At 73.2% G+C, this 21032-nt stretch carries 25 protein-coding genes; 12 read left to right on the forward strand and 13 right to left on the reverse strand.

From position 1 onward, the window contains the following. Positions 1–90 precede the first annotated feature (90 nt). Both ACIP60_RS23585 and ACIP60_RS23590 read left to right on the forward strand, forming a co-directional pair. Positions 91–1683 carry an acyl-CoA carboxylase subunit beta gene (locus ACIP60_RS23585; RefSeq protein ID WP_400687413.1) on the forward strand — a complete coding sequence of 531 codons (1593 nt, stop codon included), beginning with the start codon at positions 91–93 and terminating at the stop codon, positions 1681–1683. Between the two features lie 57 nt (positions 1684–1740). Continuing rightward, positions 1741–1941, forward strand: coding sequence for an acyl-CoA carboxylase epsilon subunit (locus ACIP60_RS23590; protein WP_100837743.1), 201 nt, complete (start codon positions 1741–1743; stop codon positions 1939–1941). 67 nt (positions 1942–2008) lie between these two features. On the opposite strand, the gene ACIP60_RS23595 is transcribed toward ACIP60_RS23590, so the two are convergent. The 7 genes from ACIP60_RS23595 to hemL all read right to left on the reverse strand — a co-directional run bounded on the left by ACIP60_RS23595 (position 2009) and on the right by hemL (position 8973). Then, positions 2009–2413 (reverse strand): hypothetical protein, encoded by a 405-nt coding sequence (locus tag ACIP60_RS23595; RefSeq protein ID WP_111555989.1) that lies wholly within the window; start codon positions 2411–2413, stop codon positions 2009–2011. A 58-nt stretch (positions 2414–2471) separates the two neighbouring features. Then, on the reverse strand, positions 2472–3593 hold the full coding sequence (gene ccsB, locus ACIP60_RS23600) for a c-type cytochrome biogenesis protein CcsB (RefSeq protein ID WP_400687416.1): 1122 nt from the start codon (positions 3591–3593) through the stop codon (positions 2472–2474). Between the two features lie 3 nt (positions 3594–3596). Then, a complete protein-coding gene (locus ACIP60_RS23605; RefSeq protein WP_400687418.1) occupies positions 3597–5387 on the reverse strand; it encodes a cytochrome c biogenesis protein ResB in 1791 nt (596 codons plus the stop codon). A 2-nt stretch (positions 5388–5389) separates the two neighbouring features. After that, positions 5390–6175, reverse strand: coding sequence for a cytochrome c biogenesis CcdA family protein (locus ACIP60_RS23610; protein WP_400687420.1), 786 nt, complete (start codon positions 6173–6175; stop codon positions 5390–5392). Continuing rightward, complete coding sequence (locus tag ACIP60_RS23615; RefSeq protein ID WP_400687422.1) at positions 6172–6765, reverse strand: TlpA family protein disulfide reductase; 594 nt, start codon at positions 6763–6765, stop codon at positions 6172–6174. The genes ACIP60_RS23610 and ACIP60_RS23615 overlap by 4 nt, the downstream gene beginning before the upstream one ends. A 184-nt stretch (positions 6766–6949) precedes the next feature. After that, entirely contained in the window at positions 6950–7600 is a 651-nt protein-coding gene (locus ACIP60_RS23620; RefSeq protein ID WP_400687599.1) for a histidine phosphatase family protein, read from the reverse strand. A gap of 32 nt (positions 7601–7632) precedes the next feature. Beyond that, a complete protein-coding gene (gene hemL / locus ACIP60_RS23625) occupies positions 7633–8973 on the reverse strand; it encodes a glutamate-1-semialdehyde 2,1-aminomutase (protein WP_400687424.1) in 1341 nt (446 codons plus the stop codon). A gap of 258 nt (positions 8974–9231) precedes the next feature. Between hemL and ACIP60_RS23630 the strand changes: the two genes are divergently transcribed. Continuing rightward, positions 9232–9828, forward strand: a complete 597-nt coding sequence (locus ACIP60_RS23630; protein WP_282206015.1) for a hypothetical protein — start codon at positions 9232–9234, stop codon at positions 9826–9828. Positions 9829–10090: 262 nt separating this feature from the next. On the opposite strand, the gene ACIP60_RS23635 is transcribed toward ACIP60_RS23630, so the two are convergent. After that, complete coding sequence (locus ACIP60_RS23635) at positions 10091–10849, reverse strand: GntR family transcriptional regulator (RefSeq protein ID WP_282206016.1); 759 nt, start codon at positions 10847–10849, stop codon at positions 10091–10093. A gap of 167 nt (positions 10850–11016) precedes the next feature. Between ACIP60_RS23635 and ACIP60_RS23640 the strand changes: the two genes are divergently transcribed. Further along, positions 11017–11511, forward strand: coding sequence for an ATP-binding protein (locus ACIP60_RS23640; protein WP_400687427.1), 495 nt, complete (start codon positions 11017–11019; stop codon positions 11509–11511). 44 nt (positions 11512–11555) lie between these two features. Here the strand turns inward: ACIP60_RS23640 and ACIP60_RS23645 are convergent, their stop codons facing one another. Continuing rightward, positions 11556–12542 (reverse strand): N-acetylglucosamine kinase, encoded by a 987-nt coding sequence (locus tag ACIP60_RS23645; protein ID WP_400687429.1) that lies wholly within the window; start codon positions 12540–12542, stop codon positions 11556–11558. A gap of 111 nt (positions 12543–12653) precedes the next feature. Here ACIP60_RS23645 and ACIP60_RS23650 point away from each other — a divergent pair, with 111 nt between their 5' ends. Then, entirely contained in the window at positions 12654–13232 is a 579-nt protein-coding gene (locus ACIP60_RS23650; RefSeq protein ID WP_400687431.1) for a DUF4291 family protein, read from the forward strand. A 31-nt stretch (positions 13233–13263) separates the two neighbouring features. Here the strand turns inward: ACIP60_RS23650 and ACIP60_RS23655 are convergent, their stop codons facing one another. Then, on the reverse strand, positions 13264–14919 hold the full coding sequence (locus ACIP60_RS23655; RefSeq protein WP_400687433.1) for an RICIN domain-containing protein: 1656 nt from the start codon (positions 14917–14919) through the stop codon (positions 13264–13266). A gap of 281 nt (positions 14920–15200) precedes the next feature. After that, positions 15201–15440 (reverse strand): chaplin, encoded by a 240-nt coding sequence (locus tag ACIP60_RS23660; RefSeq protein WP_030457840.1) that lies wholly within the window; start codon positions 15438–15440, stop codon positions 15201–15203. Positions 15441–15885: 445 nt separating this feature from the next. On the opposite strand from ACIP60_RS23660, the gene ACIP60_RS23665 reads away from it, so the two are divergent. The 3 genes from ACIP60_RS23665 to ACIP60_RS23675 all read left to right on the forward strand — a co-directional run bounded on the left by ACIP60_RS23665 (position 15886) and on the right by ACIP60_RS23675 (position 17005). Beyond that, the gene (locus tag ACIP60_RS23665) at positions 15886–16128 is read left to right on the forward strand and encodes a chaplin (protein ID WP_100837733.1); all 243 of its coding nucleotides are present in this window, start codon (positions 15886–15888) and stop codon (positions 16126–16128) included. A gap of 88 nt (positions 16129–16216) precedes the next feature. Next, positions 16217–16510, forward strand: a complete 294-nt coding sequence (locus ACIP60_RS23670; RefSeq protein ID WP_111555981.1) for a chaplin — start codon at positions 16217–16219, stop codon at positions 16508–16510. Between the two features lie 111 nt (positions 16511–16621). Further along, positions 16622–17005 (forward strand): hypothetical protein, encoded by a 384-nt coding sequence (locus ACIP60_RS23675; RefSeq protein ID WP_100837731.1) that lies wholly within the window; start codon positions 16622–16624, stop codon positions 17003–17005. A gap of 91 nt (positions 17006–17096) precedes the next feature. On the opposite strand, the gene ACIP60_RS23680 is transcribed toward ACIP60_RS23675, so the two are convergent. After that, complete coding sequence (locus ACIP60_RS23680; RefSeq protein WP_400687437.1) at positions 17097–17804, reverse strand: hypothetical protein; 708 nt, start codon at positions 17802–17804, stop codon at positions 17097–17099. 277 nt (positions 17805–18081) lie between these two features. On the opposite strand from ACIP60_RS23680, the gene ACIP60_RS23685 reads away from it, so the two are divergent. The 4 genes from ACIP60_RS23685 to ACIP60_RS23700 all read left to right on the forward strand — a co-directional run bounded on the left by ACIP60_RS23685 (position 18082) and on the right by ACIP60_RS23700 (position 20114). Then, entirely contained in the window at positions 18082–18426 is a 345-nt protein-coding gene (locus tag ACIP60_RS23685) for a rodlet layer protein (protein ID WP_100837729.1), read from the forward strand. A 148-nt stretch (positions 18427–18574) separates the two neighbouring features. After that, positions 18575–18919, forward strand: a complete 345-nt coding sequence (locus ACIP60_RS23690) for a rodlet layer protein (RefSeq protein ID WP_100837728.1) — start codon at positions 18575–18577, stop codon at positions 18917–18919. A 203-nt stretch (positions 18920–19122) separates the two neighbouring features. Beyond that, positions 19123–19380, forward strand: coding sequence for a hypothetical protein (locus tag ACIP60_RS23695; RefSeq protein ID WP_400687439.1), 258 nt, complete (start codon positions 19123–19125; stop codon positions 19378–19380). A gap of 92 nt (positions 19381–19472) precedes the next feature. After that, complete coding sequence (locus tag ACIP60_RS23700) at positions 19473–20114, forward strand: hypothetical protein (protein WP_400687441.1); 642 nt, start codon at positions 19473–19475, stop codon at positions 20112–20114. Here the strand turns inward: ACIP60_RS23700 and hemB are convergent. Continuing rightward, complete coding sequence (gene hemB, locus ACIP60_RS23705) at positions 20078–21004, reverse strand: porphobilinogen synthase (protein WP_400687601.1); 927 nt, start codon at positions 21002–21004, stop codon at positions 20078–20080. The genes ACIP60_RS23700 and hemB overlap by 37 nt on opposite strands. Between the last annotated feature and the right edge of the window lie 28 nt (positions 21005–21032).

The raw sequence follows: 21032 nt of genomic DNA on the forward strand, positions 1-21032 counted from the left end.
GGATTCGACGCCGAAAGCCGGGCGCACTGACTCGTACTGTCGTAGCAGTAGAGGTGTTCGCTGCCCCACGCGAGCTTGGAGTGGTTCGAAATGACGGTCCTGCACGATGCGCCGGTCGGCGGCGAGGCCACGGCCGATGCCCGTAGTCGGGTCGCCGAACTGCACGAGCTGCGCGAGCAGGTCCGCCGCGGCCCGAGCGAGAAGGCCACCGAGGCCCAGCACGCCAAGGGCAAGCTGACCGCCCGCGAGCGGATCGAGCTGCTGCTGGACGAGGGCTCCTTCCACGAGGTGGAGCCGCTGCGCCGGCACCGCGCCCAGGGCTTCGGCCTGGAGGCCCGCAAGCCGCACACCGACGGCGTGATCGTCGGCTGGGGCACCGTCCACGGCCGCACCGTCTTCACCTACGCCCACGACTTCCGGATCTTCGGCGGCGCGCTCGGCGAGGCCCACGCGCAGAAGATCCACAAGATCATGGACATGGCCATCGCGGCCGGCGCCCCGCTGGTCTCGCTCAACGACGGCGCCGGCGCCCGCATCCAGGAGGGCGTCACCGCGCTGGCCGGCTACGGCGGCATCTTCCAGCGCAACACCCGCGCCTCCGGCGTGATCCCGCAGATCTCCGTGATGCTCGGCCCGTGCGCCGGCGGCGCGGCCTACAGCCCGGCGCTGACCGACTTCGTGTTCATGGTCCGCGAGACCTCGCAGATGTTCATCACCGGCCCGGACGTGGTCCAGGCCGTCACCGGCGAGAAGATCACCCAGAACGGCCTGGGCGGCGCCGACGTCCACTCCTCGGTCTCCGGCGTCTCGCACTTCGTCTACGACGACGAGCAGTCCTGCATCGAGGAGGTCCGCTACCTCCTGTCGCTGCTGCCGCAGAACAACCGAGAGATGCCGCCGTCGGTCGCCAACGACGACCCGGTCGAGCGCCGCAACGACTCGCTGCTCGACCTCGTCCCCGCCGACGGCAACCGCCCGTACGACATGCGCAAGGTCATCGAGGAGATCGTCGACCACGGCGAGTACCTGGAGGTCCACGAGCGCTGGGCCACCAACGTGATCTGCGCGCTGGCCCGCGTCGACGGCCACGTGGTCGGCATCATCGCCAACCAGCCGCAGTCGCTGGCCGGCGTCCTGGACATCAACGCCTCCGAGAAGTCCGCGCGCTTCGTCCAGATGTGCGACGCGTTCAACGTCCCGCTGGTCACCATGCTCGACGTGCCCGGCTTCCTGCCCGGCGTCGACCAGGAGCACGACGGCATCATCCGGCACGGCGCCAAGCTGCTGTACGCGTACTGCAACGCCACCGTCCCGCGGATCCAGCTGATCCTGCGCAAGGCGTACGGCGGCGCGTACATCGTGATGGACTCCCGCTCCATCGGCGCCGACCTCTCCTTCGCCTGGCCCACCAACGAGATCGCCGTGATGGGCGCCGAGGGCGCCGCCAACGTCATCTTCCGCCGCGACATCAACGGGGCCGAGGACCCGGAGGCGATGCGCGCGCAGAAGATCAAGGAATACAAGAGCGAACTGATGCACCCGTACTACGCGGCCGAGCGCGGCCTCGTCGACGACGTCATCGACCCGGCCGAGACCCGCGCCGTGCTCGCCTCCTCGCTCGCCATGCTCCGCACCAAGCACGCCGACCTGCCCAGCCGCAAGCACGGCAACCCGCCGATGTAACGGGCGGTCAAGCGCGCCGAAACCTTTCAGAATCAAGCTTGGGGGAGAACAGGAACCATGAGCGAACCTCTCGTCCGCATCGTCCGCGGCTCGCTGAACGCCGAGGAACTGGCCGCGCTGACCGCGGTCCTGGCCGCCCGGGCCGCGGTGGCCGCCGCCACCGCCGCCGCCCCGGCCGTCGAGCCGATCGCCACCTGGTCGCGCGTCGAGCGCCGCCCGGCCTACTTCTCCCCGGTCAGCTGGCAGCAGGCCGCGTGAGGCACGACGAGGGGCCCGGAGGACCGGCGGGACGCACCCGCCCGGTCCTCCGGGTCCCTCGTCGTCGCTACGCGGCCGCCAGCGCGGGCGGGCGGCCGGCGTGCATGGTGGTCAGGTTGGCCGCCAGCCGCTGCGGGTCCTGGGCGAGCCAGAGCCGGACGGCGGCCCCCAGCATGATGCAGGAGGAGCCGAGCCGGACGCCGGTGGACTGGGCGATCCGGGCGGTGGCGATGGTGAGCAGGTCGGCCAGCTCGGTGGGGAGCCAGACGGTGAGCGCGCAGGGCGCCGGGGTGGTGATGGCGGCGAGCAGCCGGTAGGCGTCCGCCGCGCAGTGCAGCGTGGGCAGGACGTCCAGCAGCCCGTCGGCGACGACTTCGGAGACGTCGCTGTGATGGCCCTGGGCGAGCCGTCGCAGCAGCGTGCGTTCCGCTGCGGTGATTCGGACGGTCATGATGACCTCGTCGCACTCCATGGTGCGGCCCTCCTCGCGGCTTTGTGGTGCGTGGGGTTGGGGGTGGGGCGGACGGGCGTCAGACGCCGGCGTAGGAGTGCTTGCCGGTGATGAAGATGTTGACGCCGTAGAAGTTGAACAGCCAGCAGGCGAAGGCGAGCAGGGCCAGGTAGGCGGCCTTGCGCCCGCGCCAGCCGGCGGTGGCCCGGGCGTGCAGGTAGGCGGCGTAGGCGACCCAGGTGATGAACGACCAGGTCTCCTTCGGGTCCCACTCCCAGTACTTGCCCCAGGCGGCCTCGGCCCAGATCGCGCCCGCGATGATGGTGAACGTCCAGAGCGGGAAGATCACCGCGTTGATCCGGTAGGAGAGCTTGTCCAGGGTGCCGGAGGCGGGCAGCCGCTCCATCAGGCTGGCGGCGCGGACGGTGAGGCCGGCCGCGACCCGGTGCTCGTAGCGGTCCTTGAGCAGGTAGGTGGCGGTGGCGACGAACGCGGCGAAGAACGCGCCGCCGCAGATCGTCGCGGTGGAGACGTGGATGCCGAGCCAGTAGGAGTGCAGGGCGGGGACGAGCTGCTCGGAGTCGGTGTAGAGCACGCTGACCGCGATGCCCAGGATCAGCAGCGCGACGACGGTCACCGGCAGGCCGAGCCAGCGGACGTTCTTCCCGGCGACGAGCAGGATGACGTACGCGCCGACCATCATCAGGGCGAAGGCGCACGAGAACTCGTACATGTTGCCCCACGGCCAGCGCATCACGGACAGGCCGCGGGTGATCACGCTGCCGGCGTGCAGGAGCAGGCCGAGGACGGTCAGCGAGACCGCGATCCGGCCGGCCAGGTCGGCCTTCTCGCTGGTGCCGGCCGGGCCGGTGCCGTCGGCGGGGACGTCGTCGCCGCGGCCGCTGGTGACCGTGGTGGCGCCGGCGTCGGCGAGGGCGGTGCGGGTGAGGGTGGTGGTGCCCCCGCCCTGGGCCGCGACCGTGACGGTGACCTTGCGCACGCCCTTGGCCGCGTCCGCGGCCTCGGCGACCGTCTCGGCGAGGGTGCTCTGCTGCGCGGAGCGGACGGCGACGCCGCCCTTGGCGCCGAACGTCCACTCGAAGATCTGGGCGAACATGGCCAGGGTGTAGACCGTCATCGCCGAGTAGATGAGGTAGTTGGAGAGGTTGGCCAACTGGGTGTCGACCTGCGCGAGCAGCACCGTCTACTCCTTGGTTTCCGGGGCGGTGGGAACGGCAGCGGCCGGGGAGTCGGCTGCGGCGGGTGCGTGGTCTTCGGGGCGGTCGGAACGGTCGGGGCGGTCGGAGCCGTCCGGGCGGTCGGGGCCGTCCGGTTCGGCCGGCCGGGTCGGCTCGTCGGTCGCCGGGGCGTCCTCCTGGAGGTCGACGGCGAGTTCGGCGAGCTCCTCCGCGGTGCGGGCGGACTCGCTGCGGCCCAGTCCGGCGACCTCGACCAGGGTGCGGCCGTCGGCGCCGGCGGTGGCCCGGACCCAGATCCGGCGGCGCTGGATGAACAGCGAGCCGATCAGGCCGAGGACCGCGCCGACCGCGCCGAGCAGCGCGAGCGTGTTGCCGGGGCGGTGCGAGACGGTGAAGTTGGCCCACTGCTGGTAGCCGTCGAAGGTCAGGGTGCCGTAGCCGTCGGGCAGCTCCCAGCCCTCGCCGACCTTGAGGATCGCGGTGGCGGGCGCGCCGTTGACCTGGAGCTGGGTCATCGCCTTGTCGTCGAGCTCGTACACGTTCTGCGGCAGGCCGCTGTCGGTGCGCAGGTCGCCGGCGTAGACGTTGAGCACCAGGCGGGGGTCGGCGGCGGCCGGGAAGACCGAGATCGGGCCGGTGCCGGTGAAGTCGGCCGCCGCGGTGGGCAGGAAGAAGCCCTTGAAGGCGAGCTGGGTCTTGTCGCCCCGGGCGTCGGTGCCGTAGTCGTTGACCTTGATCACGCCGGGCGAGGTGACGTTGGAGTCCCGGGGCAGGAACGGCGTCGGGCCGCGGTAGACGACCTCGTTCTTCGCGTTCCGGACGGTGACCACCGGGGCGAAGCCGTGCGCGGTCAGGAAGACCTTGGAACCGCCCACCTCCAGCGGGTGGTTGACCTCGATCCGGGCGTTCTTCTGCTTGCCGGAGTCGGTGCCGTCCCAGTAGCGGACGTTGGCGACGAACTCCTTGGCGGTGCCGGCCGCCGGGCCCTGGGTCTGGTAGTCGGCGGTGAAGCCGTCCAGTTTGAAGCCGAAGGCGTCCAGGTCGTCGACGCCGTAGAACGCCGAGCCGGTGAAGTCGTCAAGCTGGGTGGTGGTGTTGGAGTAGCCCTGGCCCTCCAGCACGATCTTGGTGCCGGAGCCGCTGAACAGGCTGGCCCAGGCGAAACCGGCCAGCAGGGCGAACAGCGCGAAGTGGAACAGCAGGTTGCCGACCTCGCGCAGGTAGCCCTTCTCGGCGGCCACCGAGCCGGGGCCGGCGGCGGCCCGGAAGCCGCGCTTGCGCAGCAGCCGGTGCGCGGCGGCGTTGACCGCCGCCGGGGCGGCGTCGGTGTGCCAGGCCGCGTAGACCGGCATCCGGGTCAGGTTGCGCGGGGCGGCGGGCGGCTGGGCGCGCAGCACGCCGACGAACTGCCAGGTGCGCGGCAGGATGCAGCCGGCCAGCGAGACGAACAGCAGGATGTAGATCGCCGAGAACCACACCGAGCTGTACACGTCGAACAGTTGGAGCTTCTCGAAGAGCGGCGCCACGCCCTTGTGGGTGTTCTTCCACTCCGCGACCTTGAACGCGTTGGTGTTCTGCGGCACCAGCGAGCCGGGGATGGCCGCCAGCGAGAGCAGGAACAGCAGCAGCAGGGCGACCCGCATCGAGGTCAGCTGGCGCCAGAACCAGCGCAGCCAGCCGAGCACGCCCATGCCGACCGGGGCGGTGTCGTTCTCCTCGGGCGCGGTGCTGAGCCGTTCGACGTCGGGGTCCTGCGCGGCGTCGGCCGGCTGGGGGCTGGTCTTGGTGTCGCTCACGGTCAGATTCCGATCGAGAAGTCCTGGGTGAGGTACTGGAGCTGGTTGACCAGCGCGTCCCACACCCCCGTCACCAGGGCCAGGCCGACGGCGACGAGCATGCCGCCGCCGATCCGCATCACCCACTGGTAGTGCTGCTTGACCCACCCGAAGGCGCCCAGCGCCTTGCGGAACGCCAGGGCGGCCAGGACGAACGGTACGCCGAGGCCGAGGCAGTAGACGGCCATCAGCAGTGCGCCGCGCCCGGCGTCGGCGTCGGCCTGGCTGAAGGCCAGCGCCTGGATGGCGCCCATGGTCGGGCCGATGCACGGCGTCCAGCCGAGGCCGAACACCACGCCGAGCAGCGGGGCGCCGGCCAGGCCGATCGCCGGGCGGCGGTGCGAGCGCAGTTCGCGCACCGTGAAGCCGGGCAGCAGGCCCATGAAGGCCAGGCCCATCAGCACGGTGAGCGCGCCCATCACGATCGAGATGACCCGCCGGTGCTCCTGCAGGGACTGGCCGAAGGAGCCGAACAGCGCGCCGCCGGAGACGAACACCGCGGCGAAGCCGAGCACGAACAGCAGCGAGCCCCCCAGCATCCGGCCGCGCCGGGCGCCCCGGGCGTCGGAGAGGTCGGCGGCGGAGAAGCCGGTGACGTAGCTGAGGTAGCCGGGCACCAGCGGCAGCACGCACGGCGAGAAGAACGAGACCAGCCCGGCGGCCAGCGCGATCGGCAGCGCGAGCACCAGCGCGCCGCTGCCGACCGTCTCGTTGTACCCGGCGTCCGCAGCCGCCAGCAGGGCGCTCACTTCGACTCCGCCAGCACCGGGTCGACCATCTTCTGCAGGTCCTCGGCGGACATCGCGCGCATCGCCCGGGCGGCCAGCCGCCCGTCCCGGTCGACCACGATGGTGGTCGGGATGGACTGCGGGTTGAGGCTGCCCTTGGGGAACTTGAGGATCTCGGCGCCGTCCGGGTCGTAGATGCTCGGGTAGGTCACCCCGAAGTTCTTCTCGAACGCGACGGCGTTGGCGGGGTCGGTGTCCCGGGTGTTGATGCCGAGGAACTGGACCTGGTCGCCGTACTTCTCGCTGGTCTCCTGGAGGCCCTTGGCCTCGGCCCGGCAGGGGCTGCACCAGGAGCCCCAGATGTTGAGGACGACCACCTTGCCGCGGTAGTCGGAGAGCTTGAGGGCGCCGCCGCCGTCCAGCGAGGTGCCGGTGACGTCGGGCGCGGCGACCCGCTTGGCGGGGGCGGCGGTGGCGACGCCGCCCTTGCCGGTGACGAAGCCGACCCCGCCGCCGCTGCTGCCGGAGCTGGAGCACCCGGCGAGGGCCAGGGCGGTGGCCGCGCCGAGGGCGGCGGTGAGGCGGAGGCGGCGGCTGGACGTCCGTGACATGTGAAAAGTTTCGCATGGCTCTTCGGCCCGTTTTAGGGGGGTCCGGCCTTGTCGGCCGGACCCCTCGTGACCTGCGCGTTCTCCGCTTATGATCGTCTTAATTCGGGCATATCACCGGCCGCCGCCGCTTACCCCGCGGGGAGCGGCGCGGGCGCCGCCCGCGCCGGCCGCGGGCCGGTGCGGGCTACGCGCCGAAGCTCTTCCCGACCGGCTTGTCGCCCTTCTTGCCCTTGCCCACCAGGTGGGCCGGCAGCAGGTCCCGGGCCGGCTCGCGGTAGCCGATCGAGACGATCCGGTCGCCCTCGTAGGTGAAGCTGGTCAGCGAGGCCAGCGAGCACTGCCGGCGGCGCGGGTCGTGCCACAGCCGGCGGCGCTCCGCGAACGAGCGCAGGATCCAGATCGGCAGCTGGTGGCTGACGCACACCGCCTCGTGCCCGCGCGCGGCGTCCCGGGCCGCCGCGAGGGCGCCCATCATCCGGACCGCCTGGTCGATGTACGGCTCGCCCCAGGACGGCTGGAACGGGTTGGTCAGGTACTTCCAGTACCCGGGGTTGCGCAGCGAGCCGTCGCCGACGCCGAAGGTCTTGCCCTCGAAGACGTTCTCCGCCTCGATCAGCCGCGGGTCGGCCGCCACCTGGAGGCCGTGCGCCTTGGCGATCGGCTCGGCGGTCTCCTGCGCCCGCTCCAGCGGCGAGGCCACCACGTACGTGACGTCCCGGTCCTTCAGGTGCTCGGCGACCCGCTCGGCCATCTCCCGGCCCAGGTCGGAGAGGTGGTAGTCGGGCAGGCGGCCGTAGAGCACGCCCTCCGGGTTGTGCACCTCGCCGTGCCGCATCACGTGGACGACGGTGATGTCCTTCTTGTCAGTCACTTGGGCTCCTCGGTGGCCTCGGCGGCGGCGCGGGCGGCCGCGGGCAGGGCGGCGGCGATCCGCTCGACCGCGCGCTCGTCGTGCGCGGCCGAGACGAACCAGGACTCGAAGGCCGACGGCGGCAGGTAGACGCCCTGGCTCAGCATCGAGTGGAAGAACGGGTTGAAGCGGAACGCCTGCTGGGCGCGCGCCTCGTCGTAGTTCGTGACCTGCTGCTCGGTGAAGAAGACCGAGAACATGTTGCCCGCGGTCTGCAGCCGGTGCGCCACGCCCTCCTTGGCGAGCGCCGCGGTGACCAGGCCGGAGACCTCGGCGGCGACCGCGTCGACCTTCGCGTACACCTCGTCGGTGCAGTGCCGCAGCTGGGTCAGGCCCGCGGCGGTGGCGACCGGGTTCCCGGAGAGCGTGCCCGCCTGGTAGACCGGGCCGGCCGGGGCGAGGTGCGCCATCACGTCGGCGCGACCGCCGAAGGCCGCGGCGGGGAAGCCGCCGCCCATCACCTTGCCGAAGGTCAGCAGGTCCGGCGCCCAGCCCTCCCGGGCGGCCTCCAGCCCGTACCAGCCGGCCTTGGAGACCCGGAAGCCGGTCATCACCTCGTCGGAGACGAACAGCGCGCCGTCGGCCCGGCAGAGCTCGGCCAGGCCGTGGTTGAAGCCGGGCAGCGGCGGGACGACGCCCATGTTGCCGGGCGAGGCCTCGGTGATCACGCAGGCGATCTCGCCGGGGTGGGCGGCGAACGCGGCGCGCACCGCGTCCAGGTCGTTGTACGGCAGCACGATGGTGTCGCCGGCCTGGGCGCCGGTCACGCCGGGGGTGTCGGGCAGGCCGAAGGTGGCGACGCCGGAGCCGGCCGCGGCCAGCAGGGCGTCCACGTGGCCGTGGTAGCAGCCGGCGAACTTGACCACCTTGGCGCGGCCGGTGAAGCCGCGGGCCAGCCGGATCGCCGACATGGTCGCCTCGGTGCCGCTGGAGACCAGCCGGACCTGCTCGACCGGGGCGATCCGGGAGACGATCTCCTCCGCCAGCTCCACCTCGCCCTGCCCGGGCGTCCCGAACGAGGTGCCGAGGGCCACCGCCCGCCGGACCGCCTCGACCACCGCCGGGTGGGCGTGGCCGAGCAGCATCGGGCCCCAGGAGCAGACCAGGTCCACGTACTCGCGGCCGTCGGCGTCGGTCAGGTACGGGCCGGTGCCGGACACCATGAAGCGGGGCGTGCCGCCGACCGCGCGGAAGGCCCGCACCGGCGAGTTGACCCCGCCGGGGGTGACGGCCAGGGCGCGGTCGAACAGCGACTGGGACTGGGGGGCTTCGTACGGGTAGCTCATCTGCTCGCTCATCCGTTGGGTGCTGGGAGCGGCCGGGAACCGCCCTTACCCGCACATGGTCTCAAATCGTGTCCTGGCGTTCTGCATGTCGGGCCCGATCATCTGGAACGATGATCCGTGTGCTGCTCCCCTCACCGGCTGTGCCGAAGGTAAGGTCGAGTGACGCGCGCTCGTGTAGCACGCCAAACAGACGGGTAAGGGGCATGTTCGGAGGGACACCGAGCATGCGGGGGTCTGTCGATTCCGGCGAGTTCCGGTGAGGATGGTCCAGTGTCCGAGAGGCAGGACGGTTTCGACGAGGGCGCGGGCCACGGCCGCAGGCCCGGCGAGACCGGCGGGGGTACGGGTACCGGCAGGGGAAGGAGGGGCGAGGGCAGAGTGGGGGTCACCTACAAGTACTTCGGCGCTCCGGACCGTGCGACCGCCGCCAGGGTTCCCACCGCCCTCGGCCCCGGCGGCCTCGGGCTCGACGCCGGGGAGCTCGGCGCCCTCGGCCGGCTCGGCGACCTGATGGAGACCAGCGGCTCCGTCAACGGCCACCTCTCCACCAAGATCAAGCCCGAGACCATGAGCGCGATGGTCCTCACCGGCATCCAGGGCGTGCCGCTGCACCACGTCCCACCGCTCGAACTGGTCGTCCTGCACCCCGACTACGCGGTGGTCCAACTCCCGCACACCGTCGTGGAACCGCTCCGCAAGGCCGACGAGACCGAGCTCGGCGCCGCCGCCTTCATCTGGTCCACCGTCCCCGACCGCCGCGGCCCGCGGGACGCCTTCGTCATCTACCAGATGCTCCACGAGTGGCAGGACTTCGCCAGCCGCCTGCACGAGGCCGGCCACCAGCTCTACTGCCTGGTCTGGCCCTGACCCTCAGGGCACCAGCCGGTAGCCGACGCCGCGCACCGTCTCGATGACGCAGCGGGCCCGGGCCGCCGGTCCGGGCGCTCCAGGGCGCTGAACTCCGTTGCGGTCAGCCGCAGTCGGGCCTTCCCGACGCCGCACCCCCGGGCCGCCACCGTTCGACCGGTGCTGCCGGGCGCCGCTCCGGAACGGTGGACGGGCGCGGTGGTTTTCCACAGACCTGTGGACAACTGTTCGGGTTTTCCACCGGCGGTGGCGGGCGGGTCGTTCAGGCGTCGAAGTCGTACTCCAGGATGTAGGAGGCCGAGTCGAGCACCATCTCGTTGACCTCCACCGCCTGGCCGTCCTCGGCGAAGGCGATCCGGTGCACCAGGAAGACGGGGGTGCCGGGGGCCAGGGCCAGGCGTTCGGCCTCGTCGCCGGCGGGCATCCGGGAGCGGATCTGCTCCTGGAAGTGCACCGGCTTGTGGCCGAGTTCGGCGAGCCGGGCGTAGGTGCCGCCGGGGCCGGTGTCCGGGTCGGTGATCCGGGTGCCGGCGACCAGGGCGGCGGGGAGGTAGGAGTCGGAGACCAGCACCGGCTTGCCGTCCAGGACGAAGCGGCGGCTGCGCACGCAGGCCGGTTCGCCGCCCTTGAGGCCGAGCACGGCGGCGATCTGCTCGGGCGCCTCCCGCTCGGTGACGCTCAGCTGGTCCACCGTCAGTTCGCGGGCCGCTATGTCGGCCGACCAGACCGAGGCGCCGCCGCCCCAGGTGCGGCCGGACAGCCGCTGGATGCCGCGCCGCCTTATCGGCCGGAACTCCCGGACGAAGACGCCGACGCCGCGGCGGGCCTCCGCTATCCCCTCGCCCTGGAGCACCCCGAGCGCCTGACGGGCCGTCATCCTGGCCACGCCGTACGTCGCCATCAGGTCGTTCTCGCCGGGGAGCCGGTCGCCGGGGCGGTAGCGGCCGGTGTCGATCTCGCGCTTGAGGTCCTCGGCGATCCGCTGGTACTTGGGCTGCGTGACGCGCGGGTGACTGTTCATGGCGGCGGACTTCCTTCCCCTCTCTAGACATCCTACGCAGGGCCGGGACCCTGACGCATTGACATCTCTAGAGATTTCAGCTTGTCTAGAGATGTTGGGATCTGACATACCCTCATATCGGCTGCCGAGTCTCCGCCCATCGGGCGAAACCGCGTGAGGAGCCCGCCATGTCCGTCCACCGTCGATGGTTCTCACTGCCCCGCGAGCCCGCCACCGTCGCCGCCGGACGCCGCCGGGTCCGCGACCTCCTCGCCACCTGGAACACCCCGCTCGACGAGGACACCCGCTTCACCCTCGACCTCGTCACCTCCGAACTCCTCGGCAACGCCGTCCGCCACGCCACCGGCCCCGCCGTCACCGTCGGCGTGCACGCCGACCCGCTGCACCACCGCGCCGTCATCGAGGTCTACGACTCCTCCCCCGTCCTCCCCGGCCTCGCCCCCGGCCGCCCCGCCGACGACGAGGAGTCCGGCCGCGGCCTGCTGCTGATCGCCGAACTCGCCCTCGCGCACGGGGTGGTGCGCAAGCGCGGCGGCAAGTGGGTCTGGGCCGAGATCGCCCTCCCGGGCGCGGCCTCCCGCCCGGCCGGGGGCACCGCCGACGGCGCGCCGCGCCCGGCGCCGTCCGGCAAGATCGCGCCCTGGGCGATGACCTGCCAGTGAACCCGGCGGGCCCGGCGAGCCCGGTGCACCCGGTGCACGGGGCGTCAGGCCGTCAGCGCGCGGTGCAGCTCCTCGGTGCCGCGGCCCAGTGACCGCGCCGCCAGCCAGGCCGCCGCGCCCGCGCCGTTCCCGGCGGGGCGGAGCGGGGCGTCCGGCCAGCGGGCGGCGAGCAGCGGGCGGAGCCGGGCGGCCAGCGGGGTCGGGGTGCTGAGCAGCCCGCCGGCCAGCACGATCGGGAGGGCGCAACCGCGGGCGCGGAGCAGGCCGAGCGTGTCGAGCAGGTGGTCGGCGGCCCGGGCGACCAGGGTGAGGGCCGTCGGGTCGCCCGCCCCGGCCCGCTCCAGGACGACGGGGGCGAGCCGGGCCAGCCGGGTCGGGGCCTGCCCGTGGACGGCGGTGATCAGCGCCGAACGGAGGTCGTCGCCCGAGCCGCCCGAGCCGTCCCGGCCTTCCGGGCCGTCCGGGCCGTCCGGGCCGGTCAGCGCCCCGGCGACCGCCGCGGCCAGGCCGGTGAGCGGCTCGTCCCGGTCGATGGCGGTCAGGGTGGCGGAGACGGCCTCGCGGCCGAGCCAGACGCCCGAGCCCCGGTCGCCCAGCAGCCAGCCGTGCCCGTCCGCGGTGCGGGTCAGCTCGTGGCCGCGGACCTCGGCGGCCATCCCGCCCGTCCCGCTGAGCACCACGTTCCCGTCCGGCGCGGAGGTGCCCGCGGCGTGCGCCAGCAGGACGTCGCTGACCAGCACGGGGTGCGCGCCCAGCCCGAGCGCGTCCCACAGCCCGCCGAACGCGGGCCGCGCCACCAGCCCGCCCGCCAGCCCGAGCACCCCCGCCGTCACCCGCCCCGGGTCCAGCCTGGCCAGCGCGGCCCGCACGGTGTCCCCGATCTCCTTCGCCGCGACCTCCGGCCCGTGCGCGACCGGGTTCCCCCCGGCCCCGCGGGCGGCACCCAGCACCCGCCCGTCCAGGTCGGCGACCAGCACCCGGGTACTGGTGCCCCCGACGTCCAACCCCAACACCAGCCGCGCACCGGCCACCGCGCACCTCCAGGCAGATCGACGGCTCACATGCTCCCACCTGCGGCCTGGCCGCGTTCCCGGCCCCCGGGGGGCGGGTAATCCGGTTGACCCGGCGGCCAGGATGAAGGGGTGGGAGAGACACCGAAGAGGCAGGTCAGGGCCCGCTACGACGAGGAGACGGTGACGGTCTACCAGGCGTTCCGGCCGGAGATCGCGGAGCCCGCCGCCGCGGCGGGGCGGTTCCCGGCGGCGTTCGACACCGGGCGGACGACGTGGGTGAAGCCGTCGTTCCGCTGGCTGCTGCACCGCAGCGACTGGGCCCGCGCCGGGGGCCAGGAGCGGGTGCTGGGGGTGGTGATCCGCCGGGAGGGGTTCGACGCCGCGCTGGCGGCGGCGGTGCTGAGCTCGTACCGGCGCGGGGTGCACGCCTCGAAGGCGCAGTGGCAGCGGGAGCTGCGGCGCGGCGCGGCCCGGGTGCAGTGGGACCCGGAGCGGGACCTGCACCTGCGGCCGCTGGACCACCGCTCGCTCCAGCTCGGGCTGGGCGGGGAGCTGGTGCGGCGGTACGTCGGGGAGTGGCTGGTGCGGATCGAGGACCTGACGCCGCTGGTCCGGGAGTTGCACGCGACGCGGGACGCGGGGCTGCTGCCGCCGGAGCGGCCGTACCCGGTGGCTCCGGGTACGGCCGTCCGGCTGGGCATGCCCTGAGGGGCTTGCTGCGGGGCTCGCTGAGGGCCCGTCAGCCGTGCAGGTAGACGATGCCGAGCTTGGTGAGCTGCCAGTGCTGGGCGGCGGAGCCGTTGTCGGCGGCGAGCTGGACCAGGTGGTTGCCCTGGGCGTCGGTCTGGGTGGTGGCGGTGGCGAGCTTGGTCGGGTCCTGGGAGTCGGCGAGCTTGTAGCTGCCGTCGCCGACGGGCTGGAGCAGCCAGTGCTGGTTGCCGCCGCCGTTGCAGCGCCACTGCTCGATCTTGGCGCCGGGGGCGGTGGAGGCGCCGGCCACGTCGAGGCACATGTCGCGGTTGCCGCTGAAGTCGAGCTCGTAGGAGCCGCCGGCCTTGGCCTCGAACACGAAGGACTGGTTGAGCCCGCCGGTGGCCGGATAGGTGAGTGCGGTGCGGCCGTTGGTGGAGTCGCCGTAGCTGCCGCCGCCGGACAGGTCGAGCGCCCGGCCGTCGGACTGGTTGGTGAGCTGGTACCAGGCGCCGTCCTCGGGGGTGTCGGGGAACGGCTTGCCGGGGGTGAGCGGGGTGATCGAGGTGGTGTTCTGCTGGTTGAGCGAGCAGAACGCCTGGCCGAGCGCGGCCTGCTGGTAGAACTGCCGCAGGCAGGCGGCCTCGGCGGCGTACCCGGCGACCCGCAGGTGGTACGACTGGCGGACGTTGTTCATGCACAGGCCGGGGATGGAGATCGGGCTGTCGCAGCCGTTGCGGGTCTTCTCGGACAGGTCGATCACGTCGCCGTTGGTGTACTCGTACGGCGAGCTGGTCCACTCGGCGCAGACCTCGTGGCCGAAGGCGACCCGGCGCTGGTCGAGGTAGCGCACGCCGGGGACGCCGGCGGCGGCTTCGCGCAGGGCGTCGCTGAGGGTGGGGACGACCCAGTTGTGGCCCCAGGCGAGGTCCTCGGGGAAGGCCGGGCAGCCGTCGGCGACCTTGCCGGCGTAGTCGTTGCGCCGGATGTCGGGGGTGATCGGGTTGAAGTACGACTGGTAGACCAGCTGGTACGAGTCGTCCGCGTAGCCGGCCGCCCGCATGGTGTTGCGGACGCTGGTGAGCGCGGCGGTCACCTTGGGCTTGACGCCGGCGGCGCGGCGGGTGATCTCGGCGCTGCCGATGGTGTCCCGGCAGCCCTGGGACTGCGGGATCGGGAAGTACTGGGCGAGGCAGTCCATCATGATGTTCGCGAACTCGAAGTCGTCGTTCGCGCCGATCGTGACGACCACCATCTTGACGTCGTACTGGCGTGCGGTCGCGGCGAGTTGGACGTCCTGCTTGGGTTCGCCGAAGTCGCCGCTGCCGGGGCCGGTGATCTTCGCCAGCTCGGGGTCGCTGACCAGGTCGCCGGTCTGCGCGCCGGAGCAGGCCAGGTCGACCGGGGTGACGCCGGGCAGTTGGGTCACGAATATCTCGGACCTGGTGGAGCGGTGGCAGTAGTTGGTGGGGGTGTCGGTGCCGGGGACGTAGTCGTCGCCGGTGTCGGTGCCGGCGCCTTCGCCGGAGATCGCGCTGTCGCCGAGCGCGACGATCGCGGCGGGCTTGCCCGGGTTCCCGGACGCGGCACTGGCGTCGGCGGTGCCGAGCCCGGCGCCGAGGCCGAGGGCGGCGAGCAGGGCGGCGGTGGCGAGCAGCGCGGGCGGGCGGCGGCGGGCGGCCCTCCCGAGGGGTGTCCTGGACACTCATGACTCCTTGCGAGGGTGGGGGATCGCCCGGCGGCTGCCGGGCGGCGCGGAGCAGGGGGACCGGGCGGGGGCCCGGAGAACATGAGGCAGGCTCACATGCTAGGTACTGACAGGTAACACAACAAGACTCGCGGCAGCATGACGAAGCGTCAGCGTCCGCGCCCGGCACCGCGTCCGGCACCGCTCCGGGCGCGGACCCGGGCCCGGAAAAGCGGACGAGCCGCCGCCCGCACCCCGCCAGGAGGGTGTGGACGGCGGCTCGGCCGACGGGCCGTGCGTCAGCCGACGTTGGCGCAGGAGTTGCCGAACGCCGGGTTCAGGGCGCCGATGACGTCGATCGAGTTGCCGCACAGGTTGACCGGGATGTGCACCGGCACCTGGATCTCGTTGCCGGAGGCGACACCGGGGGAACCGGCGGCGACACCCTCGGCGCCGCTGCTCGCCATGGCGGAGCCCGCACCGGCGGCGACGATGCCCACGACAGCGGCGCCGACGGCGGCGGCCTTCTTGATGCTCATTGAGTCTCCTCGATAAATCAGATCTTCCAATTGCCGCGCCGGGGGCTGCCGAAGGAAGCACACGGGACGTGCACCAGGCCAACGAAGCCACCCCGGGGCGGTTGCGGACGCCCCCGAACAATCACCCACTCGGCCTAATCCGCGCATTCGGGTGATCGGGGAATCCGCCCGTTTCCCCGGCCGCGCCGGCTCGTTCTTCCTCACGAACACCGCTCCACAGGCAGCCCCGTGCCGCCCTGGACGCGCCGCCAAACGACCGCCCCCAGCCGTGAGTGGGCAGCCGTCGGCGCACCCCGACGCGGCACGCGTCGCCCAAGCCACGGGCGACACGAGGGTGTTGGGCCGCGTGAGTGACATTCACGGCGCATCCGGAAAACCGCGGGTGATGATGCGATCGCCCGGCACCCGACCATCCACAGTCGGGCAGAACGTGAGGAAGAAAGCTATGCGCAACTTCAAGAAGGCCGCGGTCCTGTCCGTCGCCGCCGCCGGTATGGTCCTCGGCTCGGCCGGTCTGGCCAACGCCTCGGCCGGTGCCGAGGGCGTCGCCGCGGGCTCCCCCGGCGTGCTCTCCGGCAACCTGATCCAGGTCCCGGTCCACGTCCCGGTCAACGTCTGCGGCAACACCGTGAACGTGATCGGCCTGCTGAACCCGGCGTTCGGCAACTCCTGCGCCAACGTCGGCTGAACTGCCTGACGCAGCGCCCGCGCCGCACCGCACGGTCCCGTGCGGTGCGGCGCACCAACTCCCTGTGTGATCTAGGAGATCAACCCCCATGCAGAACGTGAAGAAGGCCGCCGTCCTGTCGGCCGCCGCGGCCGGCCTGGTGCTCGGCTCGGCCGGTCTGGCCAACGCCTCGGCCGGTGCCGAGGGCGTCGCCGCCAACTCCCCCGGCGTGCTCTCCGGCAACGCCGTGCAGGTCCCGGTGCACGTCCCGGTGAACGTCTGCGGCAACTCGATCAACGTGATCGGCCTGCTGAACCCGGCGTTCGGCAACTCCTGCGCCAACGTGGACCTGCCGGCCGAGCACCACGAGCACCACGAGCCGCCGGTCGACGAAGACTGCTGACCAGCCCCCGCTGATCGGCAACCCCGTGCAGACCGCCCCTCGGCCCAGTGGCCGGGGGGCCGCGCGCGTTTCCCCTGGAGCACCGTTCCACTCACCCCGAAGGATTGGCCGATGACCCGGAAGACCACCGGCGCCGTGGCCGCGCTCGGCGCCGCCGTGCTGCTCGGCGGCGTCACCGCCCAGGCCGCGCACGCCGAGACCGAACCGCTCGGCGGGCTGCCCGCGCCCACCACCCACCTGCAGAACACCGACGCCCAGCAGGCCCTCGGCGGCACCACCGGTGCGCTCGGCTACGCGGTCGCCCCGCTGAAGGAGCTGCGGCTCGACCCGTGGGCCGGGTCCGGCGCGGACGTGCTGAACAACGGCGTCGCGGTCGTCCCCGACAACGGCGTCGCCCCGGTCGGCACCGCCCCGCTCACCGCCCCGCTGTCCGGCGGCGGCGGCGCGAAGGACCTCCCGCTGGCCGGCCCGCTGCTCGGCGTGCTGCCGGGCTGAGCCGGTACGCCGAGCACCCGGCACGCCGACCGGCGCGTGCGCCGACGGCCCGGGCCCCCGACGGGGCCCGGGCCGTTCGCGTGCCGCCGGGTCAGACCCGGCTCTGGTCCAGCGCGCCGGTGAGGGTGCCCACCGGGTCGGCCTGGTTCATCATCTCGCCGGTGGTGGCGGTGGTGGTGGCGGCCAGGTTCCGCACCGAGTCGGTGACCGAGAGCTGGTCCTGCTCGCCGCCGAGCGAGGCGCTCGCCCCCGGGACGGCCTGCACCGGCGCGGTCACCAGGTGCGGGTCGACCTTGTCCAGGCTCAGCGCGGCGTCGGTGATCTGCCCGCCCTGCCCCTCGACGAAGGAGACCGGCTGCCCCAGGCCCAGCGCCGGGCCGGCCAGGTTGAGCGGGGCGGCCGGGGCGTCCAGGCCGAGGGTGCCCAGCTCGGCGCCGCGGTCGGCCTCGGGCAGCGGCAGCGCCGCGGCCAGCGAGGGGCCCTCCTTGCCGCCGCCGATCGACGGCAGCACCTGGTCCGGGACCGGGTGGGTGCTGCTCTGGCCGTTGTCGGTGGAGGCCGACAGCGGCGAGGCCGGGATCGCGCCGTGGATCCCGCCGCCGTCCGGCAGCAGCGGGAGCGGGGAGGCGGCCGTGCTGAGCGGGATGCTGAACGGCACCTCCTGGCCGGCCGTGGCGTTCTCGATCGCGGCCACCTCGGCCGGGGTCTTCGGAGCCGCCTGGGCCACGCCCTGCGCCGCCGCCACGCCGGCGCCGACCGCCAGCAGCAGGGCGCCGGTCGCCCGCTTGGAGAGCTTCATGCTGTTCGCCGTTCGTTCGGGGAGTTCGGGAAATCGGTTCGAGTGCCCGGTGGGCACCCTGGCGAACGAGCCAGCTCCCCCGCGGATAGCGGGTGTTGACCGGAACGGCTGAATAGTCCGATCTCCGCATCGTCAACAATCCGACCGGCGCGCGGGTAAAACGGTGGCCAATGACGAATTTCCCGCAGACCCCGTAACTTTCCGTGCCGCCATTCTTTGATCCCGACGACGACGGGGCAGCACCCCTCGAACAGCATTTCAGAGAGGTATCTCCACCATGCTCAAGAAGACTTTCGCTACCGTCGGCCTGGCCGCCGCAGCGCTGGCCGCGGTGTCCACCCCCGCCGTCGCCATCGGCAACGCGGACGGTTCGGCCGGCTCGATCCAGGGCAACGGCGGCACCAACGCCACCGGCACCTGGGGCAACCACAGCCCGAACTTCCACTTCGCCGACAACCCGAACATCTGCCTCCCGGAGATCCACAACATCGGTGTCGCCGTGCTCGGCGTGGCCGTCCCGGTCGAGGTCGACGCGCTCAACAACCAGCCCAAGCAGACCTGCGTGGTCGGCCAGGGCACCCTCGGCAGCGGCGACGGCGGCGTCTCCCACCTGGTCGGCTGACCCACCGTCGCTGCCCCCGGCGCGGAGCCCCACGCTCCGCGCGGCACGACCCGCCCGGTCCGCTCCCCCGGCCCGGCGGTCAGGACCCGGCGCGAGCCACGCGCCGGGCCGCTGCTCCACTCCATCAGATCCGAAAAGGAATAACCCAATGATCAAGAAGGCTCTCGCCGCCGCCGGCGTCGCCGCCGCCGGTCTCGCCACGATCGCCTCCCCGGCGATGGCCATCGGCGACGCGGACGGCGCCGCCACCTCCATCCAGGGCAGCGGCGGCACCAACGCCACCGGCACCTCGGGCAACCACAGCCCGAACTTCCACACCCTGGACAACCCGAACCTCTGCCTCCCCGAGGTGCACAACATCGCCGTCGCCGTCATCGGCGTCGCGGTGCCGATCGAGGCCGACGTCCTCGACAACAAGCCGACGCAGACCTGCGTCGTCGGCCAGAACACCGTGGGCAGCGGCGACGGTGGCGTCAGCCACCTGATCGGCTGACCTTCCGGTCGCGACCGACCGCCGGGTCCGGGGGAGCGATCCCGCGGGCCCGGCGGTTCCATGTCTCCGGCCGCTCCCGGAAACCCGGCCGTCCGCGGCGCGATCGGGTGATCGGAGCGTCGGTGGGCGCGTGCAGCGCCGCTCCAGCCGCACCGCTGTGTTCCCGTAGAAACCACTCCCCCGACGCAGAGAGGAACCTCCCCATGAAGAGCAAGCTGGGCAAGGTCGTCGTCACCTCGGTCGCCGCCCTGGCGCTGGCCGGTATCGCCGCCCCCGCGTACGCGCACGTCGCCGTCGGCGGCGGCCAGGAAGGCGTGGCCAGCGCCGACGAGCCCTTCGTCGCCGGTCACTGGGCGGGCTTCGCCGAGACCTCCCACATCTTCACCGCAGGCGGCGGCTACGGCTGGGCCACCTCCACCGCCGTCGGCGGCGGCGAGGGCGGCATCGTCGCCATCCACTGACCCCGCGTCAGTGCCCCGGGGCGCGGCGGCCGTTCACGGCCGCCGCGCCCTTCGGCGTCCCCGCCGGGCCGGGTACGGAGGGGGAGGCGGTCGTGGAGGAGATTCCGACGCTGTTCGAGCGGGACGGCGCCTTCCGGGGGGTGGACCGCCCGCGCGCCGGGTGCGCCCGGGTGTTCGCCGGGGAGGGCGCGGCGCCCGGGGAGCCGGACGGCACGGACGTCCGACCGACCGTCCGCTCGGGGCAGCTGGTGCGGGTGGAGGGGCGCCGCGACCCGAGCGCCGCGCAGAAGCGGGCGGGCGTCGTCGACGGCCGGTACGCCGACACCGCCGAGGACGCCGCCGAGGACCGCTGGGTCCTGGCCGCCGCCCGGGGCACCGACGCGTGCGGCCGGCCGGGCGGCGAGCACCCGGGCGAGGTGCTCGGCCCGCGGATCCAGGGCAACCCGCTGGAGCTGGACGGGCACCTGTGCCTGCCGTTCGACCGGGAGGCGCCGGTGCACGAGGGGGCGCCGCGCGACCACGCGGGGCCGCGGGCGTACCCGGCGGGGCCGGAGCGCCGGTTCGCGCCGGGCGCGCTCGCCGAGGGTGTCGTCTTCCACCACCCGGACGGGCGGCGCGCCGAGGTCGAGCGGAAGGGCTTCCCGGAGTCCGCCCGGGCCCGGCGCGCCCCGCGCGCGGTCGGAGTCGCGCGGCCGGGTCAGCCCAGCATCCGGGCGGCCTCGACCGCCCAGTAGGTGAGGATCTGCTCGGCGCCGGCCCGGCGGATCGAGGTGAGTGTCTCCAGGACGGTCCGCTCGCGGTCGATCCAGCCGTTGGCCGCGGCGGCCTCGACCATCGCGTACTCGCCGGAGACCTGGTAGGCGGAGACCGGCACCGGGGAGGCGTCGGCGACCTGGCGCAGGATGTCCAGGTAGGCCATGGCGGGCTTGACCATCACCAGGTCGGCGCCCTCGGCGATGTCCTGCTCCAGCTCGCGCAGCGCCTCGCGGGCGTTGGCCGGGTCCTGCTGGTAGGTCTTGCGGTCGCCCTTGAGCGAGGAGCCGACGGCCTCCCGGAACGGGCCGAAGAACGCCGAGGCGTACTTGGCGGTGTAGGCGAGGATGCCGGTGTCCCGGTGGCCGGCCGCGTCCAGCGCCCTGCGGATCACCGCGACCTGACCGTCCATCATCCCGGACGGGCCGACCAGGTGGACGCCCGCGTCGGCCTGGACCACGGCCATCTCGGCGTAGCGCTCCAGGGTGGCGTCGTTGTCGACCGAGCCGTCCTCGGCGAGCACGCCGCAGTGGCCGTGGTCGGTGTACTCGTCCAGGCACAGGTCGGACATCACGACCAGCTGGTCGCCGACCTCGGAGACCACGTCGCGGATGGCCAGCTGGAGGATGCCCCGGGGGTTGGTGCCCTCGGAGCCGACCGCGTCCTGCACCTCGGGGACGCCGAACAGCATGAGGCCGCCGATCCCGGCCTCGGCGGCCTCGACGGCGGCCCGGCGCAGGGTGTCCCGGGTGTGCTGGACGACGCCCGGCATCGAGGTGATCGGCTTCGGCTCGGTGATGCCCTCGCGGACGAACGCCGGGAGGATCAGCTCGGCCGGGTGCAGCCGGGTCTCGGCGACCAGGCGGCGCATCGCCGGGGTGGAGCGCAGTCGGCGCGGG

Source organism: Kitasatospora sp. NPDC088783 (assembly GCF_044750705.1).
Taxonomy (GTDB): Bacteria; Actinomycetota; Actinomycetes; order Streptomycetales; family Streptomycetaceae; genus Kitasatospora; species Kitasatospora fiedleri.

Excerpts from the sequence above, each read along its gene's own strand:
- ACIP60_RS23620 (WP_400687599.1), bottom strand. The coding sequence starts at position 7,600 with ATGCGGCACGGCGAGGTGCACAACCCGGAGGGCGTGCTCTACGGCCGC.
- ACIP60_RS23595 (WP_111555989.1), bottom strand. The coding sequence starts at position 2,413 with ATGGAGTGCGACGAGGTCATCATGACCGTCCGAATCACCGCAGCGGAA.
- ACIP60_RS23585 (WP_400687413.1), top strand. The coding sequence starts at position 91 with ATGACGGTCCTGCACGATGCGCCGGTCGGCGGCGAGGCCACGGCCGAT.
- ACIP60_RS23685 (WP_100837729.1), top strand. The coding sequence starts at position 18,082 with ATGCTCAAGAAGACTTTCGCTACCGTCGGCCTGGCCGCCGCAGCGCTG.
- ACIP60_RS23590 (WP_100837743.1), top strand. The coding sequence starts at position 1,741 with ATGAGCGAACCTCTCGTCCGCATCGTCCGCGGCTCGCTGAACGCCGAG.
- ACIP60_RS23695 (WP_400687439.1), top strand. The coding sequence starts at position 19,123 with ATGAAGAGCAAGCTGGGCAAGGTCGTCGTCACCTCGGTCGCCGCCCTG.
- ACIP60_RS23635 (WP_282206016.1), bottom strand. The coding sequence starts at position 10,849 with ATGAACAGTCACCCGCGCGTCACGCAGCCCAAGTACCAGCGGATCGCC.
- ACIP60_RS23640 (WP_400687427.1), top strand. The coding sequence starts at position 11,017 with ATGTCCGTCCACCGTCGATGGTTCTCACTGCCCCGCGAGCCCGCCACC.
- ACIP60_RS23670 (WP_111555981.1), top strand. The coding sequence starts at position 16,217 with ATGCAGAACGTGAAGAAGGCCGCCGTCCTGTCGGCCGCCGCGGCCGGC.
- hemL (WP_400687424.1), bottom strand. The coding sequence starts at position 8,973 with ATGAGCGAGCAGATGAGCTACCCGTACGAAGCCCCCCAGTCCCAGTCG.
- ACIP60_RS23665 (WP_100837733.1), top strand. The coding sequence starts at position 15,886 with ATGCGCAACTTCAAGAAGGCCGCGGTCCTGTCCGTCGCCGCCGCCGGT.
- ACIP60_RS23690 (WP_100837728.1), top strand. The coding sequence starts at position 18,575 with ATGATCAAGAAGGCTCTCGCCGCCGCCGGCGTCGCCGCCGCCGGTCTC.
- ACIP60_RS23660 (WP_030457840.1), bottom strand. The coding sequence starts at position 15,440 with ATGAGCATCAAGAAGGCCGCCGCCGTCGGCGCCGCTGTCGTGGGCATC.
- hemB (WP_400687601.1), bottom strand. The coding sequence starts at position 21,004 with ATGCGCCGCCTGGTCGCCGAGACCCGGCTGCACCCGGCCGAGCTGATC.
- ACIP60_RS23675 (WP_100837731.1), top strand. The coding sequence starts at position 16,622 with ATGACCCGGAAGACCACCGGCGCCGTGGCCGCGCTCGGCGCCGCCGTG.
- ACIP60_RS23680 (WP_400687437.1), bottom strand. The coding sequence starts at position 17,804 with ATGAAGCTCTCCAAGCGGGCGACCGGCGCCCTGCTGCTGGCGGTCGGC.
- ACIP60_RS23615 (WP_400687422.1), bottom strand. The coding sequence starts at position 6,765 with ATGTCACGGACGTCCAGCCGCCGCCTCCGCCTCACCGCCGCCCTCGGC.